This window comes from Croceibacterium salegens, assembly GCF_009827435.1.
GTDB lineage: Bacteria > Pseudomonadota > Alphaproteobacteria > Sphingomonadales > Sphingomonadaceae > Croceibacterium_B > Croceibacterium_B salegens.
Genome location: NZ_WTYM01000052.1, coordinates 230555 through 245469, shown reverse-complemented (window position 1 = coordinate 245469; position 14915 = coordinate 230555). Strand labels below are relative to the sequence as shown.

Here is a 14915-nt window from a genome sequence, read left to right as displayed (position 1 = left end):
CCCCGCGTGAAGGCGGACGGCAGCGGGGTCGATCTCGCCAACGTCAAGATGAGCATGAACCCGTTCGACGAGATCGCGGTCGAGGAAGCCATCCGCCTCAAGGAAAAGGGCGCGGCCGAGGAAATCATCGCGGTTTCGATCGGCCCGGCCAAGGCGCAGGAAACGCTGCGCACCGCGCTCGCCATGGGCGCCGACCGGGCGATCCTGGTGCAGACCGATGACCAAGTCGAGCCGCTCGCCGTGGCCAAGATCCTCAAGGCCATCGCCGACGAGGAAGCGCCGGGCATCGTCATGCTCGGCAAGCAGGCGATCGACGACGATTCCAACCAGACCGGCCAGATGCTCGCCGCGCTGATGGGGCGGCCGCAGGGCACCTTCGCCAGCAAGGTCGAGGTCTCGGGCGACAGCGTCACCGTGACCCGCGAGGTCGATGGCGGGCTCGAAACCGAGAGCCTGAAGCTGCCGGCGGTGGTGACCACCGACCTGCGCCTCAACGAGCCGCGCTACGCCTCGCTGCCCAACATCATGAAGGCCAAGTCCAAGCCGCTCGCGACCAAGAGCCCGGCCGACTACGGCGTCGACACCACCCCGCGCCTCAAGGTGACCAAGGTCTCCGAACCGCCCGTGCGCCAGGCCGGCGTGAAGGTCGCCAACGTCGACGAACTGGTCGCCAAGCTCAAAGCCCTGGGAGTCGCCTGATGAAGACCCTCGTTTACGTCGAACACGACAACCAGCACCTCAAGGACGCGACGCTCGCGACCGTCACCGCCGCGGCCAAGCTCGGCGATGTCGATCTGCTGGTCGCGGGCAGCGGCTGCAAGGCCGTGGCCGATGCCGCGAGCAAGATCGCCGGTGTCGGCAAGGTCCTGCTCGCCGACGATGCCGCCTACGAGCACCAGCTGGCCGAGAACGTCGCGCCGCTCGTCGCCGGCTTGATGGACGGCCATGACGCCTTCCTCTCCCCCGCCACCACGACCGGCAAGAACATCGCCCCGCGCGTCGCGGCCATGCTCGACGTGATGCAGGTCTCCGACATCATCGGCATCGAGGGCGACAAGACCTTCGTGCGCCCGATCTACGCCGGCAACGCCATCGCCACGGTCGAATCGAGCGATGCCAAGCTGGTCATCACCGTCCGCGGCACCGCCTTCGACAAGGCCGCCGCGGAAGGCGGCTCGGCAAGTATCGAGAACGTCTCCGGCCCGGGCGACGCCGGTCTCTCCAGCTTCGTCGGCGCCGAAGTCGCCGCCAGCGAGCGGCCCGAGCTGACCAGCGCCAAGGTGATCGTCTCAGGCGGCCGCGCGCTCAAGGACGCCGAGACCTTCCAGCAGGTCATCATCCCGCTTGCCGACAAGCTCGGCGCGGCGGTCGGGGCGAGCCGCGCGGCGGTCGATGCGGGCTATGTCCCCAACGACTACCAGGTCGGCCAGACCGGCAAGATCGTCGCCCCGGAAGTCTACATCGCCATCGGCATCTCGGGCGCGATCCAGCACCTCGCCGGCATGAAGGACTCCAAGACCATCGTTGCCATCAACAAGGACGAGGACGCCCCGATCTTCCAGGTCGCCGACATCGGCCTCGTCGCCGACCTGTTCCAGGCCGTGCCGGAGCTGACCGAAAAGCTCTGATCCGTTCGCCTGAGGTGCCGGAACGGGCACCTTGCCTGCCGGAAGGAACCCATGTTAGCGCTACCCCAAGCATTGGGAGAATGCTGGCATGGGAATTCCTAATCGGCTTGGAACCGCGCTCGTCGCAGCAACAGCGTTGCTGACGCCGACTGTTGCGGCAGCTAAGGACGAGACCGCGCACGTGCTCCAGCCGAGCACACCGTGGAACCTCGAATACGGGCTGGAAAGCTGCACGCTGTCGCGCAACTTCGGTGAAGGCGATGCCACGCTATCGCTTTACCTGACACAGACCCATCCCGAAGCGGGCTTCGACCTCAAGATCGCGGGAACCTCGCTGGGCAAGCCGCGCCGTGCCTTCGGCACCACGCTGCGCCTGGGCGAACAGGAAGAACGCAAGTTCAAGGACACTGTCTGGATCGCCGAGGCGGACGATGGCCGCCCCGTGCTGCTGCTCGGCCCGACATCGTTCGCGGGGCAGGATCCCGACGCCAAGGACCTGCCGCCCGGTCCGGAGGCCGATCCCAAGTCGATCGAGCGGGTGGCATTCGATGTCCCGAAAGCAGGTGCCTTCGTCCTCGAGACCGGGGCAATGGACGCGCCGATGACGGCGATGAAGACTTGCGAGGACGACCTCGTAAAGACTTGGGGCTTCGATCCGGCGCAGGTCGCGTCACTCTCACAAGAACCCACGCCCCTCACCAACATCGCGACGTGGATCTCGCCGAACACCTATCCCGACGAGCAGCGCAGGAATCGCGAAGGTGCGATCCTCGACTTCCGCATTATCGTGAACACCGAGGGGCGTGCCGAGAATTGCGTGATCCAGAACTCGGTCGGCGATGACGTCTTCATCGCCTCGGCCTGCCGCGAACTGATGCTCAACGCGCGGTTCTCCCCGGCGCTCGACGCGTCGGGTCAGCCGGTGCGCGCGCTGTGGTTCAAGCGGGTGCGTTACCAGTCCTGACGGCCGGGCCGGGAAACTCTGAGCCTCGTTCCCTCGTCATTGCGAGGAGCCGCAGGCGACGCGGCAATCCAGGGCGCCACGAGATTCCGCTCTGGATTGCTTCGCTACGCTCGCAATGACGAACGGAACGCTTACCCTTCCCACGCCAGCACCGGTCTCCGCGCCGCCAGCGTTTCGTCCAGCCGCCGGCGCGGGGCCAGTTGCGGGGCCTGGTGCAGGCTCTCGTCGCCCGCGCGGGCCCGCTCGGCGATCGAGCGCAGGGCCATGATGAACTGGTCGAGCGTGGCCTTGCTCTCGCATTCGGTCGGTTCGACCAGCATCGCGCCGTGGACCACCAGCGGGAAGTACATCGTCATCGGGTGGAAGCCCTCGTCGATCAGCGCCTTGGCGAGGTCGAGCGTGGCCACACCCTCGGCGAAGCCCGCGTCGGAGAACAGGGCTTCGTGCATGCACGGGCCGGTTGCGCCGAACGGGGCGTCGAGCACGTCCTCGCAGCGGCGCAGGATGTAGTTGGCGTTGAGCACGGCATCGCCCGAGACCTGCCGCAGCCCGTCGGCGCCGTGGCTGAGGATATAGGCCAGCGCGCGCGTGAACATGCCCATCTGCCCGTGGAACGCAGCCATGCGGCCGAAGCTCTGCGGCGCGGCGGCGTCGTCCTCTTCCTCGATCAGGTCGAAGCCCGCATCGGTCTTGCGGACGAACGGCAGGGGGGCGAAGGGCATCAGCGCCTCGCTCAGCACCACCGGCCCCGAACCCGGTCCGCCGCCGCCGTGCGGGGTCGAGAAGGTCTTGTGCAGGTTGATATGCATGGCATCGACGCCGAGATCGCCCGGGCGAACCCTGCCGACGACGGCGTTGAAGTTGGCCCCGTCGCAATAGACGAAGGCACCGGCGGCATGGACCGCATCGGAAATCGCCTTCATCTCGCGCTCGAACAGCCCGCAGGTGTTGGGGTTGGTGATCATCACCGCGGCAACGTCCGGCCCGAGCCGCGCCTCGAGCGCCGCAAGGTCCACCCGCCCTTCCGCCGTCGCCGGGATGTTCTCGACCGCATAGCCGGCGAAGGCCGCGGTCGCCGGGTTGGTGCCGTGCGCGCTTTCGGGGACGAGGATCACCTGCCGCGCGTCGCCGCGCGCTTCGAGTGCGGCGCGGATCGTCAGGATGCCGCACAGCTCGCCGTGCGCCCCGGCCTTGGGGCTCATCGCCACCCCGGCCATGCCGGTCAGGCTGACCAGCCAGTGCGCCAGTTCGTCGATCACGCCGAGCGCGCCCTGGACCGTCGATTCGGGCTGCAGCGGGTGCAGGTCGCTGAAGCCGGGCATCCGCGCGACCTTCTCGTTGAGGCGCGGGTTGTGCTTCATCGTGCAGCTTCCGAGCGGGAAGATGCCGCAGTCGATGGCGTAGTTCTGGCGGCTGAGCCGGGTGTAGTGTCGGACCGTCTCCGGCTCGGAGAGGCCCGGCAGGCCGAAGCTTTCGGAGCGGTCGAGGCCGCCGAGCCTGTTCCCCTCCCGCACGCGGGAGGAGTCAGCAGTGGGCGTGGAGCCACTACCCGTGTCAGGCCCACCCCCGGCCCCTCCCGCAAGCGTGAGGGGAGAAGGGAAATCGACACCGGTCGTCTCGGTATTCCCGATCTCGAAGACCAGAGGCTCTTCGAGCATCAGCCCGCGATTGCCGGTGACGGTGTGGACGCCGTCCGAACCTTCGGGGGCCTGCGGGGTGCCGGGCTTCCAGCCGCTCATGTTGGGCGCGTTCATGCCAGGCACTCCTGCAGGGTGGCGGCAAGGCACTCGATGTCCTCCGCCGTAACGGTTTCGGTGACGGCGACGACGAGGCTGTTCTCGCGTCCCTGTCCGTCGGGATAGAACTTGCCGAGCGAGACCCCGCCGAGCACGCCCTTCCCGGCCATGTCGCGCACCAGCTGGCGCGCATCGCAGGGCACGACGAGCGTGAACTCGTTGAAGAACGCTTCGTTGAGCGCCGTCACACCGGGCACCTGCGCCAGCCGGTCGGCGGCGAGGCAAGCAAGGCGGTGGTTTTCCGCCGCCAGCGCGCGCAGGCCCTTCTCGCCGAGCAGCGTCATGTGCACCGAGAAGGCCAGCGCGCAGAGCCCGGCATTGGTACAGATGTTGCTGGTCGCCTTCTCGCGGCGGATGTGCTGCTCGCGGGTCGAGAGCGTGAGGACGAAGCCGCGCTTGCCCTCGGCATCGACGGTCTCGCCGCACAGCCGCCCGGGCATCTGCCGCACGTGCCTGGGATCGCGTACCGCGAAGAGGCCGAGATAGGGCCCGCCGAACTGCAACCCGACGCCGAGCGCCTGCCCTTCGCCGACGACGATGTCGGCGCCCATCTCGCCGGGTGACTTGAGCGCGCCCAGCGCGACCGGCTCGGTCACCACCGCGACAAGCAGCGCCCCAGCAGCGTGGCAGGCATCGGCCAGCGCCGTCATGTCGCCGATCCGTCCGAGAATGTCCGGATACTGCACCACGACGCAGCCGGTCTCGCCATCGACCTTGTCGGCCAGCGCGGCGAAGTCGGTCTCGGCGGTCAGCGTCGGCAGCGCGTAGTCGATGCCATGCCCCTCGAACCTGGCCATCGTCTGGGCGGTCGAGACGTAGTGCGGGTGCAGGCCGCACGAGAGGATTGCCTTGCGGCGCTTCGTCACCCGTCCGGCCATCGTAATGGCTTCCCAGCAGGCGGTCGAACCGTCGTACATGCTGGCGTTGGCCACCGCGCAGCCGAACAGCCGCGCGACCTGGCTCTGGAACTCGAACAGCATCTGCAGCGTGCCCTGCGCGATTTCCGGCTGGTAGGGCGTGTAGGCGGTGAGGAACTCGCCGCGCTGGATCAGGTGATCGACGCTCGCCGGGACGTGGTGGCGATAGGCCCCCGCGCCGAGGAAGAACGGCGCATCGGCCGCCGCAAGGTTCTGCTTGCTGAGCGCGCGCATGTGCCGCTCGACCGCCATCTCGCTGGCGTGGAGCGGCAGGCCCTCGATCGGCTTGTCGAGGTAGAGATCGGCCGGAACGTCGGCGAACAGGGCGTCGATCGACGGGGCGCCGATGACATCGAGCATCGCGGCGCGATCGGTGTCGGTGAGGGGGAGGTAGCGCATTGTTTTCCTTTCCAAGTCCCCACCCGCAAGCGGGAGGGGCAGCGAGACTTGGGTCTGCGCAGCAGGCCCTAGTCGCAGCGGGGTGGGCCTGTCGGCCCATGCCCACCCCCAACCCCTCCCGCTCGCGGGAGGGGCGAAACATCACAGCCCGGCCACGAAGTCCTTGTACGCCGCTTCGTCCATCAGCCCTTCAAGCTCGGCGGCGTCGGAGACGGTGAGCTTGAAGAACCAGCCGTCGCCCTCGGGCGCGGTGTTGACGAGGGCGGGGTCGTCCTCGAGCGCGGCGTTGCCCTCGGTCACCGTGCCGCTGACCGGCGAATAGACGTCGCTCGCCGCCTTCACGCTCTCGACCACCGCTGCTTCCTTGCCCTTGGCGAGGCTCGCGCCGGCCGCCGGGACCTCGACGAAGACGATGTCGCCGAGCTGTTCCTGCGCATAGTCGGTGATGCCGATGGTGGCGGTCTGGCCATCGACCTCGATCCATTCATGGTCCTCGGTGAAGTAACGCGGCATCAGGCGGCTCCTTTGCGGAAGTAGCGGTGGGGGACGAAGGGCATGGGCACGACTGTGGCGGGCAGGCGCTTGCCGCGCACTTCCAATTCCAGATTAGTGCCTTCGGACGAGTGGGCGGCGTCGACGTAGGCCATGGCGATCGGGTGACCGAGCGTCGGGGCAAAGCCGCCGCTGGTGACCGTGCCGACCTTGGTATCGGCCGAGTAGACCTCGGCCCCTTCGCGCGCGGCCATGCGGCCTTCGAGCGCGAGGCCGACGCGGCGGGGCGGCGCGCCTTCGTCGATCAGCTTGAGGATGCGTTCGGCGCCGGGGAAGCCGCCGTCCTTGCGGCGGGCCTTGCTGATGGCGAATTCGAGGCCGGCGCTGACCGGGTCGGTCTCTTCGCTGAGGTCGTGGCCGTAGAGCGGCAGTCCGGCTTCGAGGCGCAGCGAATCGCGCGCGCCGAGCCCGACCGGCTTGATTTCGAGCTCGGCCAGGAGCCGCCCGGCGAGCTGTTCGGCCTGGTCGGCGGCGACCGAGATCTCGAACCCGTCCTCGCCGGTATAGCCCGAGCGGGTGACGATCAGGTCGAGCTCGCCGAATTCCCAGCGCCTGGCCTCCATGAACCCGAAGTCCTCGGTGATCCCGCGCATGACGCGTTCGAGCGTCGCCGCCGCATCGGGGCCCTGCAAGGCGAGCAACGCGCGGTCTTCCATGTGATTGAGGCCGATTTCGTCGGGCAAATGCTCGCGCAAATGGCCGATATCGTCCCACTTTGTCGCCCCGTTGACGACGAGGTAGTAGGCCGGCTCGCCGTCCTCACCCGTAAAGTTGGTGATCATCAGGTCGTCGAGGATGCCGCCATTCTCGTCCAGCAGCAGCGAATAGCGAACCTTGCCCGGTTTCAGCGCCGAAACAGCGGTTGGAAGAAGCGTTTCAAGCGCTTCATTCGCACCTGTTCCGGTCACCATGAGCTGGCCCATGTGGCTGACATCGAACAATCCGGCGTGGGTCCGGGTCCACTCGTGCTCGGCGAGGATGCCCTCATACTGGATCGGCATCTCGTAGCCGGCAAAGCCCACCATGCGTGCGCCATTGGCGCGGTGCCACGCATCAAGTGGCAGCTTTTCAAGGGGTTGCGGCGTCTCGTCTTCGCTCATCGTTCGTCCCGACATGATGGCAACGCCCGGACGCGGGCCTTGTTCTCCATCGCCCCCTCTGTCGGGAAACCTGAGAGCCTGGCACGGCTTGCAGCCGCACTTACACCGTCGGTGGCCTCCGCCAGGGCGAAGACGCTTTCCAGAGTGCCCTGCTACCGGTCCCGCGATCCATTCGCCTGAGAGATTCCGGGGCGGTTGCTCCTTCGGCGGCCTCGGGCAAGCCCGCTGCACTCTCTCGCGGTCCGGCCGGAGCAAGCCCCGGCGGGCACGTTCGTTTCGCTCGAAACGAAATCGCGGTCAATCTAATTCGTGCCGTCCCAATCCTCGTTGGCGCGGGCGATGAGGTAGGCGTGGATCGCCTTCGCCTGCTCCTCGTCCAGCGTGTCGGCGAAGCTTGCCATTCCCTGCCTTGCGCGCTTGCCGCCGAGCACGATGTCGAGGAATTCGGCGTGCGTCGCCGGGGCCATGTGGCGCAGGTCCTTGATCCCGCCGCGCGCCGCCGGGCCGTGGCACAGCGAGCATTGCTCGGCGTAAAGCGCCTCGCCCTGTGCGACCGTCTCCGCGCTGGCTTCCAGCTTGGGCGGTGGCGAGAGTTCCGGCACGGCGAAGGATTCGGCGGGCATCGGCGGCAGCTTGGCCGTTCCACCGAGCTTGAAGACCAGCAGCCGCGGCTTGCCGAGGATAAGCTTCTCGTAATTCGAGCGCTCCACATGGGCGAGCCCGCCGCCCCACCCGGCGTTGACCGCGATGTATTGCGCCCCATCCACCATGTAAGCGATCGGCGCGGCGATCGGCACCTGCTGGACCGGCATCTCCCAGACCTTCTCGCCGGTGTCGGCGCGATAGGCGGCGAAGGTCTTGCCGATACTGCCCTGGAACACGAGGTTCCCGGCGGTGGCGAGCACCCCGCCCGAACCCTTCTGCTCGTAGGGCGTGTGCCAGACCTCGCGGCCCGCCACCGGGTCCCACGCCGAGAGCCAGCCGCGCGAGTGGGTGTCGGCGTATTCGGCCTGCGCCTTGCGCTTCTCGTCGTTGCCGAAGAAGCTGGTGCCGAGCCCGCCCTTGGCCGGATCGTAGTCGTCGGCGAGGCCATAGGACATGTAGGTTTCGGTAACCGGCAGGTAGACCAGCCCGGTCTTCGGGCTGAACGCCATCGGGTTCCAGTTGTGGGCCCCGCCCGCGCCCGGCGAAACCATGACCGGATCGGTTCCGTAGCGCACCTCTGGGTTTTCGACCGGACGCCCGGTGCGCATGTCGACGCCCATTGCCCAGTTGATCGGCGCGAAATTGGTGGCGCTGAGCAACTCCCCAGTCTTGCGGTCGAGGACGTAGAAGAATCCGTTCTTCGGCGCCTGCATCAGGACCTGCCGGGTGCGCCCTCCGATCGCGAGGTCGGCAAGGATCATCGGCTGGGTGGCGGTGTAGTCCCACTCCTCGCCCGGCGTCGTCTGGTAGTGCCAGCGATACTCGCCGGTCTTCGCATCGAGCGCGACGATCGAGGCAAGGAACAGGTTGTCGCCGCCACCGGGGCTGCGGAAATGCTGAGCCCAGGGCGAACCGTTGCCGACGCCAATGTAGACGAGGCCGAGCGCCGGATCGTAGGCCATCGCGTCCCACGCGGTTCCGCCTCCGCCCGAAAGCCACCACTCGCCGGTCCACGTCTTCGCGGCCATTTCCATCGCCGCATTCTCGAACCCGTCGGCCGGGTTCCCGGGCACCGTGTGCCAGCGCCAGTCCTGCTTGCCGGTGGCCGCATCGTAGGCCGTGACATAGCCGCGCACCCCGCGCTCGGCGCCGCCGTTGCCGATCAGCACCTTGCCGCCATAGACGCGCGGCGCGCCAGTGATGGTGTAGGGCTTGGAGTTGTCGACCGTCAGCACCGACCAGACCGGCTTGCCGCTTTTCGCGTCGAGCGCGATCAACCGCCCGTCGAGCGTCGCAACGTAGATGTTGGAGCCCCACGCCGCGAGCCCGCGGCTGACGATGTCGCAGCAGGCGAGCCGCCCGAACTTGAGCGGCACCTGCGGATCGTAGGTCCACAACTTGCGGCCGGTCGCCCCGTCATAGGCAGTGACGATGTTCCACGGCTCGACGTCGTAAAGCACGCCGTCGATGACCAGAGGCGTCGCTTCCTGTCCGCGATCGGTCGCGAGGTCGGCGAACCAGGCGAGGCCGAGCTGACCGACGTTGCCGGCGTTGATCTGGTCGAGCGGGCTGTAGTGTTCCTCCGAATAGGTTCGCCCGGTCGACAGCCAATCGCCAGGAGCGGGCGCGGCGAGTCGCGCGTCGGTGACCCCGGCCGCACCGGGTCCGGCGGCCGCCAGCAGCGCGGCAGCGGTGATCGCGGCGATCGCTCTCATGTCCGGATCAGGCCTTGGCCCCGATGTCCTGCGCCCCGGCCCAGAAGCCGTGGACCTGCCCGACAACCTTGAACGGCATTTTGATCCGCGCGATCGGCCCATCGGCCACACGCTTGGTGTCGACGAGGATGAGGTCGCTGCGTCCGGCTTCCTTCACGCTCGAACCGATGCCGATCAGGTATCCGTCGCCCTCGTCGGAATCGGGCTGGCGCGGCACGAATGTCATTTCCGACAAGCGGTAATCCGGCACACTGATGAGCTGCGTGGTCTTGTCGCCATGGTCGATCATCCACCAGCCTCCGTTCCCCTGCAGGTAGCCGTAGCGATAGGGCAGCGTGTGGAAGCGGTCGTCCTGCCGGCTGAGCACGCCGGTGACCTCGGGATAGATCGTCTCGACCTGGAAGGTGTCGTTGCTCTTCTTCGACAGGTCGACGGTGAAGCGCCGGATGTAGCCGGTCGACTTCTTGAAATCGAACGGCTCGTGGAGCTGCGGGAAGAACGGGAACTGGTTCGCCTCACCCCCGTCCCAGTCGGAGATGACCTTGTCGCCGACCGACCATGCACCCATCACGTGGGTACAGAACATGTTGGGGCCGGTGAACCACTTGATGTCCTTCCCGTCCCCGCCACGACGCATCACGCCCATGTAGCACGGCAGCGACGAATCGTAGGCGAAGTGCACCCCGCCCGCTTCCATCTGCGGCAGGTTGGCGGCCATGTTGGTGAGATAGAGGACGACGTGGCGCTGGGTCATCGCGAAGTCGTGCATCATCCCGGCGTAGGGCGCCTCGACAGTGACCGACCAGTTGATGTTGCCGTCACGGTCGGCGGTGAAGACGTTGACGTCCTTCGACAGGAACCCGCCCGCCTCGTAGCCGAACGAGAGGTATTCGCCGGTTATCGGGTCGATCTTCGGGTGCGCGGTGTGAGTTTGGCTCTCCAGCTTGCCGCCGAAGGTGTAGTAGTCGTCGGTCGTTTCCAGCGTCAGCGGGTCCATGGCGACTGGCGGGCTGTCTTCCTTGAAGACGAGCAGCTTCTTGTGGTGGACGAAGAGCTGGGTGTTGGCCGTGCCGCGACTGAGACCTTCCACGCTCGGGTCGTCGGTCATGTGGTTGCGGTACATCCCGAACAGGCTTCGCCGCGCCTCGTGCTGGGCTTTCCAACGCTGGTTCTTGGCATATCGGGTGCGGTAATCGACGTGGCCGTCCTTGATGCGGAACATCGAGACGTGGCCCTCGCCGTCGAACGGTATGTCGCCGGCCCACTTCGGGTCCTTGGGATACTGTGGGTCGGGTCCGACGCGGTAGAACGCTCCGTCGAGGTCGCTCGGCAGGCTGCCCTCGACCTCGCAGTCATAAAGGTCGATCTCGGCGCGGGTGTTCGTGCCTGCCGGTCCGCCACCGAAGGCGCGAGGGTCCTCGGGAAAGTCGACCTGCGGTGCCGGTCCCTCGTAGGCCAGCGCCGGCGCGCCGCTGCCGAGCAGCGCCGCGCCCGTGCCAATCGTCGCCGCCCCGCCAAGGAACGAACGCCGCCCCAGGTTCGGTCCGTCAGTCCTGTTTGCCATCTGAATGCTCTCCCGTCTGGGCGAGCACTCTTGTCACATGCAAAAAGGTTTGCAAGCCTTCGTCAGGCCGGACGGCGCGCGTAGACCCCGAAGCCGGCGATGATGGCGTAGCAGACGGCAGGCAGGGCGAGCGCCGCCGCGAGCCCGATTCCGTCGGCCAGCGCGCCATAGAGCGCCGGGATCACAGCGCCGCCCGCAATGGCGACGTTGATGATCCCCGAACCGTCGGCGGCGCGCGGCCCGAGCTTCTCGCAGGCGAGCCCGAAGATCGTCGGGAACATGATTGAGTTCATCAGGCCGACCGCGAGCAGCGAATAGCCCGACACCGTACCGGTGGTGTTGGCCGATATGGCGATCAGCGCGATCGCACCCAGCGCGGTAAATGCCAGTACCTTGCCGGGGCTGACCAGGCGCAGCACGCCCGAACCGATGAACCGCCCGACCAGCGCCCCGCCCCAGTACAGCGAGATCAGCTTGCCGGCCGACTGTTCGGGTAGGCCAAGCACATCGGCCTGCATCAGGTAGCTGACGATGAAACTGCCGATCGAGACTTCCGCCCCGACGTAGAGGAAGATGCAGGCCGCGCCGTATCCGAAGCGCGGCCGCTTGAGCAACGCGAGACCCTCGGCGAGGCTGGAGGCGTCGTGCTTCTCGCCCTTGAGCCGATCGCGAAACATCCAGACCGCACCGGCGACCACCGCCAAGGCGGCGGCTAGCCCGAGGTAGCCATGGACGATCGCCTGGCTTTCGGCCGTGCGGTAGGCATCGAGCTCGGCACCCGAAAGCTCTGCCGCGGTGACCGTGGCGAGGGTGCCGAGGATCAGGATCGATCCGACATAGGGGAAGATCGTCGTACCCAGCGAGTTGAATGCCTGGGCAAAGGTGAGCCGGCTGTGCGTCGTCTTGACCGGGCCGAGCAGGCTGATCAGCGGGTTAGCGACGATCTGAACCAGCACCACCCCGGTTGCGAGGATGAAGTAGGCGAACAGGAAGACACCGAACAGCGCCGATTGGCTCGCCGGAATGAACAGCAGGCAGCCAGCCATCATTGTCAGCAGCCCGGCCACCGCGCCGCGCATGTAGCCGATCTTCTTGATCAGCCGCGCGCCGGGAATGCCGATCACCGCATAGGCGATGAAGAAGCAGAACTGCACCAGGCTCGCCTCGAAGTAGGAGAGCGTGAACAGCTCCTTGAGCTTGGGGATGATCACGTCGTTGAGCGAGGTGATGCCGCCGAAGATGAAGAACAGTCCGAACACGAAAGGCTGCAGCCCGGGCGCATCGATGTGCGTACCCTCATCCTCGATCGGATTGGGATCCGTGCTGCTCGAAATATCCGGTGCCAGTGCCATCCTCAGACCTCTCCATTCCCTCGATGTGAACGTTCCCTAAACGCCCACGCCGGTCAGGCAAGTGCATTTCTAGCAGCGCTGCGCGGCGGCGATACTCTCGGGGAAGGTAAACTGGGGAAAGGCTGGAGCGGGTAGCGGGAATCGAACCCGCATAGCCAGCTTGGAAGGCTGGAGCTTTACCACTAAGCTATACCCGCTCTGAGCCGGAAGGGGCGCTTGCCACCAAGCGCGGCGCGGCGTCAAGCACCCTCGTTCACGGAATTCGCCTAAAGCCGCCGGTTGTCGCTTGCGCGCTCCCGACGGTTCGGCCAGTTTCGGCGGCGACAACGAGGGAGAGGCGAGTGGATTTCGGCATTCGCGGGCGCAAGGCCATCGTCAACGGCGGCAGCGCCGGAATCGGCAAGAGCACCGCGCTGGCGCTGGCCCGCGAGGGTTGCGAAGTGTTCGTCTCGGCCCGCGGAGAGGAGCGGCTTGTCGCGGCGTGCAACGTGATCGCCGATGTGACCGGTTCGATGGTCGTGCCGGTCGTGGCCGATCACGCGACGTCGGAGGGACGCGCGGCAATCCTTGCGGCCTGCCCTGAGCCCGACATCCTCGTCGGCACCTGCGCGCCGCCGCCAATGACCCCCGACTACCGCGAAATCGACGCGGCGCAGTGGCACGAGGCGATCCGCATCTCGCTGCTCGGTCCGATCGACTTCATGAACGCCGTGGTTGACGGCATGGCGCAGCGCGGCTGGGGCCGGGTGGTCAACATCGCCACGGTGGCGGCCAAGTACCCAGGCGAGATCCGAATCCTATCGGGCAGCACCCGCGCGGCGCTGACCAACTACGCGGTTGCCGTGAGCAAGGTCGTCGCCAAGCATGGGGTGACGATCAACACCGTCCTGCCCGGCATGCACTACACCGCGACGGTCGACGAGCTGTTCAACGCCCGGGCAAAAGCCAAGGGCATTACTTTCGAACAGGAGGTCGCCGAGTTCGTCGAGGCCTGGCACATTGCCAGCGGTACCTTCGGCGATCCCGACGATGCCGGGGCAATCGTCGCCATGTTCTGCAGCGAGGCCGCGAAGTACATCACCGGGCAGAGCCTGGTGATTGACGGCGGCGCGACCAATTCGACATTCTGATCACCGGGAGAGTTTCATGCACCTGTCCAAGCTTGCACTGGCCGCGATCGCCGGCCTGTCGCTATCGACCCCGCTGGCGATCGCATGGGCAGCGCAGCACGGAGAGGAGGCAATCGTGTACGGACCCAATTACGGCAACGACCGGGCGGAGATCGAGGACCTGATGAGCCGCTATCTCTACGCCTTCGACTGGCAGGACGGCGAAGCCTACGCCGCGACTTTCACCGAGGACGGAATCCTCGATTTCGCCGGCGGGGTCGAACATGGCCATGCCGAGCTCAAGAAGGTGATGGACGACATGGCCGTGCGCGAGAAGGCCAAGGCCGACGCCAGCTTCCCCTACCACCGCCAGCGCGTGCGCCACTACGTCACCAACCTCGTGCTCGAGATCGACGGCGATACCGCGCGCTCGACCTCGTACTGGTGGGAGTTCAACAACGACGCCCGCGCCGGCCGGCCCTACCTCGGGACCTACGGCCACTACGAAGACGAGTTGAAGAAGGTCGACGGCCGCTGGCTTTTCGCCCGGCGCAAGATCTACAACGAGGAAAACCCGAACATGCGGGCAACAGACGACAATCCGGTCTATCGCCCGAAACCTGGAGCCTAATGCCCCTCGAACGCCATCAGCGCCCATAGCTCCACGCCTGCGGCGCGTAAGGCCTCACCACCCCCGAGTTCGGGCAAGTCGATGACGAACAGGGCGTGATCGACGGTGGCTCCGGCGCGACGCAGCAGGTCGGCCCCGGCGAGCGCAGTGCCGCCGGTGGCGATAAGGTCGTCGACCACCACGACGCGTTCGCCCTGGTCGATGAGGGTCGGGTCGAGTTCGAGCCGCGCAGTGCCGTATTCGAGCGCGTAGTCGACGCCAATCACATCGACTGGCAGCTTGCCCGGCTTGCGCAGCGGAACAAAGCCGAGGCCGAGCCGGGCGGCAACCATCGCCCCGAAAATGAACCCGCGCGCTTCGAGCCCGGCGATCGCTTCGGCCCCGCGATCGCGCGCGGCGTCGGCGAGATGATCGAGCGTCGCCGAGAGCCCGGGTCCGTGGGCGATCAGCGTGGTGATGTCGCGGAACAGGATGCCCGGTGCCGGGAAGTCCGGCACCGTGCGGACCAGCGCCTTGATTTCGGCGGGAGTCATGGGCGCGGCG

Annotated in this window: 13 protein-coding genes, 1 tRNA gene and 2 riboswitches; of the genes, 5 read left to right on the top strand and 9 right to left on the bottom strand. The window is 66.9% G+C overall.

Annotated elements, in window-relative coordinates:
• From GRI89_RS13850 to GRI89_RS13840, 3 genes are all read left to right on the top strand, one after another.
• Positions 1-699: electron transfer flavoprotein subunit beta/FixA family protein (locus GRI89_RS13850; protein ID WP_159796770.1), on the top strand; the 699-nt coding region annotated here is incomplete at its 5' end.
• Entirely contained in the window at positions 699-1628 is a 930-nt protein-coding gene (locus GRI89_RS13845; RefSeq protein ID WP_159796767.1) for an electron transfer flavoprotein subunit alpha/FixB family protein, read from the top strand. The genes GRI89_RS13850 and GRI89_RS13845, both read left to right, overlap by 1 nt.
• 88 nt (positions 1629-1716) lie before the next feature.
• On the top strand, positions 1717-2592 hold the full coding sequence (locus GRI89_RS13840; protein WP_159796764.1) for an energy transducer TonB: 876 nt from the start codon (positions 1717-1719) through the stop codon (positions 2590-2592).
• 131 nt (positions 2593-2723) lie between these two features.
• On the opposite strand, the gene gcvPB is transcribed toward GRI89_RS13840, so the two are convergent.
• The 8 genes from gcvPB to GRI89_RS13800 form a co-directional block, all read right to left on the bottom strand.
• Positions 2724-4331 (bottom strand): aminomethyl-transferring glycine dehydrogenase subunit GcvPB, encoded by a 1608-nt coding sequence (gcvPB, locus tag GRI89_RS13835; RefSeq protein WP_235913387.1) that lies wholly within the window; start codon positions 4329-4331, stop codon positions 2724-2726.
• Between the two features lie 11 nt (positions 4332-4342).
• Positions 4343-5704, bottom strand: a complete 1362-nt coding sequence (gcvPA, locus tag GRI89_RS13830; protein WP_159796758.1) for an aminomethyl-transferring glycine dehydrogenase subunit GcvPA — start codon at positions 5702-5704, stop codon at positions 4343-4345.
• 141 nt (positions 5705-5845) lie between these two features.
• On the bottom strand, positions 5846-6217 hold the full coding sequence (gcvH, locus tag GRI89_RS13825; protein WP_159796755.1) for a glycine cleavage system protein GcvH: 372 nt from the start codon (positions 6215-6217) through the stop codon (positions 5846-5848).
• Positions 6217-7356, bottom strand: coding sequence for a glycine cleavage system aminomethyltransferase GcvT (gene gcvT, locus GRI89_RS13820; protein ID WP_159796752.1), 1140 nt, complete (start codon positions 7354-7356; stop codon positions 6217-6219). Before gcvT ends, gcvH begins: the two co-directional genes overlap by 1 nt.
• Positions 7357-7404: 48 nt before the next feature.
• Positions 7405-7509, bottom strand: a riboswitch (glycine riboswitch).
• A gap of 1 nt (position 7510) precedes the next feature.
• Positions 7511-7604: riboswitch (glycine riboswitch) on the bottom strand.
• Between the two features lie 54 nt (positions 7605-7658).
• Positions 7659-9716, bottom strand: a complete 2058-nt coding sequence (locus GRI89_RS13815; RefSeq protein ID WP_159796749.1) for a PQQ-dependent dehydrogenase, methanol/ethanol family — start codon at positions 9714-9716, stop codon at positions 7659-7661.
• Between the two features lie 7 nt (positions 9717-9723).
• Positions 9724-11280 (bottom strand): carotenoid oxygenase family protein, encoded by a 1557-nt coding sequence (locus tag GRI89_RS13810; RefSeq protein WP_159796746.1) that lies wholly within the window; start codon positions 11278-11280, stop codon positions 9724-9726.
• A gap of 62 nt (positions 11281-11342) precedes the next feature.
• Positions 11343-12632, bottom strand: a complete 1290-nt coding sequence (locus tag GRI89_RS13805) for a sugar MFS transporter (RefSeq protein WP_159796743.1) — start codon at positions 12630-12632, stop codon at positions 11343-11345.
• Positions 12633-12755: 123 nt separating this feature from the next.
• A tRNA-Gly gene (locus GRI89_RS13800) sits at positions 12756-12829 on the bottom strand.
• Positions 12830-12973: 144 nt separating this feature from the next.
• Here GRI89_RS13800 and GRI89_RS13795 point away from each other — a divergent pair.
• Positions 12974-13762 (top strand): SDR family oxidoreductase, encoded by a 789-nt coding sequence (locus GRI89_RS13795; RefSeq protein WP_328598265.1) that lies wholly within the window; start codon positions 12974-12976, stop codon positions 13760-13762.
• Positions 13763-13778: 16 nt separating this feature from the next.
• Positions 13779-14372 carry a nuclear transport factor 2 family protein gene (locus GRI89_RS13790; RefSeq protein ID WP_159796740.1) on the top strand — a complete coding sequence of 198 codons (594 nt, stop codon included), beginning with the start codon at positions 13779-13781 and terminating at the stop codon, positions 14370-14372.
• Here the strand turns inward: GRI89_RS13790 and GRI89_RS13785 are convergent.
• Positions 14369-14905, bottom strand: a complete 537-nt coding sequence (locus GRI89_RS13785; RefSeq protein ID WP_159796737.1) for an adenine phosphoribosyltransferase — start codon at positions 14903-14905, stop codon at positions 14369-14371. The genes GRI89_RS13790 and GRI89_RS13785 overlap by 4 nt on opposite strands.
• Positions 14906-14915 lie beyond the last annotated feature (10 nt).

Bases quoted from the DNA above. Each gene is read 5' to 3' on its own strand.
- GRI89_RS13845 (WP_159796767.1), top strand. From the start codon at position 699: ATGAAGACCCTCGTTTACGTCGAACACGACAACCAGCACCTCAAGGAC.
- GRI89_RS13840 (WP_159796764.1), top strand. From the start codon at position 1,717: ATGGGAATTCCTAATCGGCTTGGAACCGCGCTCGTCGCAGCAACAGCG.
- gcvPB (WP_235913387.1), bottom strand. From the start codon at position 4,331: ATGAGCGGCTGGAAGCCCGGCACCCCGCAGGCCCCCGAAGGTTCGGAC.
- gcvPA (WP_159796758.1), bottom strand. From the start codon at position 5,704: ATGCGCTACCTCCCCCTCACCGACACCGATCGCGCCGCGATGCTCGAT.
- gcvH (WP_159796755.1), bottom strand. From the start codon at position 6,217: ATGCCGCGTTACTTCACCGAGGACCATGAATGGATCGAGGTCGATGGC.
- gcvT (WP_159796752.1), bottom strand. From the start codon at position 7,356: ATGAGCGAAGACGAGACGCCGCAACCCCTTGAAAAGCTGCCACTTGAT.
- GRI89_RS13815 (WP_159796749.1), bottom strand. From the start codon at position 9,716: ATGAGAGCGATCGCCGCGATCACCGCTGCCGCGCTGCTGGCGGCCGCC.
- GRI89_RS13810 (WP_159796746.1), bottom strand. From the start codon at position 11,280: ATGGCAAACAGGACTGACGGACCGAACCTGGGGCGGCGTTCGTTCCTT.
- GRI89_RS13805 (WP_159796743.1), bottom strand. From the start codon at position 12,632: ATGGCACTGGCACCGGATATTTCGAGCAGCACGGATCCCAATCCGATC.
- GRI89_RS13790 (WP_159796740.1), top strand. From the start codon at position 13,779: ATGCACCTGTCCAAGCTTGCACTGGCCGCGATCGCCGGCCTGTCGCTA.
- GRI89_RS13785 (WP_159796737.1), bottom strand. From the start codon at position 14,905: ATGACTCCCGCCGAAATCAAGGCGCTGGTCCGCACGGTGCCGGACTTC.